This is a genomic window from Microvirga sp. P4_G7 (genome assembly GCF_056401005.1).
In genome coordinates this window covers 1-604 of sequence record NZ_JBFUKD010001145.1, presented here as the reverse complement: position 1 = coordinate 604, position 604 = coordinate 1, and the positions used below count along the sequence as shown (strand labels likewise).

1 protein-coding gene is annotated in these 604 nt (G+C 56.6%); it reads left to right on the top strand.

Going from position 1 to position 604, the window contains the following annotated elements:
* Nucleotides 1-31: 31 nt before the first annotated feature.
* Nucleotides 32-604, top strand: a 573-nt coding sequence (locus AC1DT3_RS23535) for an MBOAT family O-acyltransferase (protein WP_477467563.1), incomplete at its 3' end; no start/stop codon positions are given.

Genomic DNA, 604 nt, shown 5'->3' with positions numbered 1-604 from the left:
ATAAACGGGCACAGCAATTTCAAGTTGACCGATGCCCTTCAATTCGACGATTTTCTTGTTCCTCTTTGCGCCCGCGGTGATTGCGGCGAACTTCGTCTTGCCGTCACGTTATCGCAATCTTTTTCTCGTTCTGACGAGCATTGCATTTTATTCCTGGGGTGAGCCGCACTTCGTCTTCGTGGTTCTCGCCTCGTCGCTCGTCGATTTCTCACTTGCGGCCTGGATAGGCCGGTCCCCCTCGGACAGAACGCGGCGCATCGCACTGACGATCGGTGTCGGGCTCAACATCGGACTTCTTCTTTACTGCAAGTATCTTGGCTTCTTCGTCGAGAATTTACAGGCTCTCTTCGGCGCAATGGGGCTGCCGCGGCCCGACATCCTTCTTCCTCTCGGAATATCGTTCATCGTCTTCGAGAAGATCACGTACATCGTCGACGTGTACCGGCGGGTATCCGCGCCCGCGCGCTCGGTCGTCGACTACCTCCTCTTCGTTTTTCTGTTTCCCAAGCTTCTCGCCGGTCCGATCCTGAAATTCCACGAGATGCGGGCTCAGATCGAGCGCCATGTCGTCACCTGGGACGATGTCGAGGCCGGCGCCTTCCGC